2 protein-coding genes are annotated in these 624 nt (G+C 68.3%); both read right to left on the reverse strand.

Going from position 1 to position 624, the window contains the following annotated elements:
* Positions 1–120, reverse strand: a 120-nt coding sequence (locus tag RM572_RS28710) for a proteasome accessory factor PafA2 family protein (protein ID WP_231968679.1), incomplete at its 3' end; no start/stop codon positions are given.
* Positions 121–235: 115 nt separating this feature from the next.
* The coding region (locus RM572_RS28715) for a hypothetical protein (protein WP_311676298.1) at positions 236–624 on the reverse strand (389 nt) is incomplete at its 5' end.

The following is a 624-nucleotide window of genomic DNA, read 5'->3' on the forward strand; positions in this document are numbered from 1 at the left end:
CCACGACACCACCCGCCGGAACAGATAGCGGGCAACCTCGTCGGGACTGAGCCGGCGATGGCCATGGAAGGTGCAGGTCACACCGAATTCCGTCTCGATGCCCATGATTCGTCGCTGCACGCTAACGAGCTTACGGGGTGGTTCACCGCAACGGTGGACAAGCGCGCGCTGACGGGGCGGCAAAATCTGGACGTCGCGCGCGGTACGGCCGCGAGCCCGATCGATTTCGACCTGGCTACGTCTCCCGTACCGCGGCGGCAGGCCCCTCGGCAACGGGCGCCAGCGAGCCGTCGGGCAACCCGAGGATGCGTTCGATCGCCTGCAGGTAGGCGCCGATCACACGCTGCGCGCGGGGTCCGCCGGCGTCGATCCCGCGGGATCCGTCCTGTTCCATCGCGACGGCGAAGGCATCGGCGAGCACGCCGTCCAGGCCCGCGATGAACATCGCCGCCTCGTGCGGGAACCCGGCGTCGAACACGCCTTCGTCGCAGCCCTGGCGGATGACGGCTTCGAGCATGGGCACCGAGGTGCGCATGGACTCCTTGGCCAGCTTCTGGCGGAACAACGCGTTCTCGTCCCGCCACAGGGTCATGAGGATCGACACAGCGGCCGGGTTGTCAGCCT

This window comes from Streptomyces hazeniae (assembly GCF_031845485.1).
GTDB classification, from domain to species: Bacteria; Actinomycetota; Actinomycetes; order Streptomycetales; family Streptomycetaceae; genus Streptomyces; species Streptomyces hazeniae.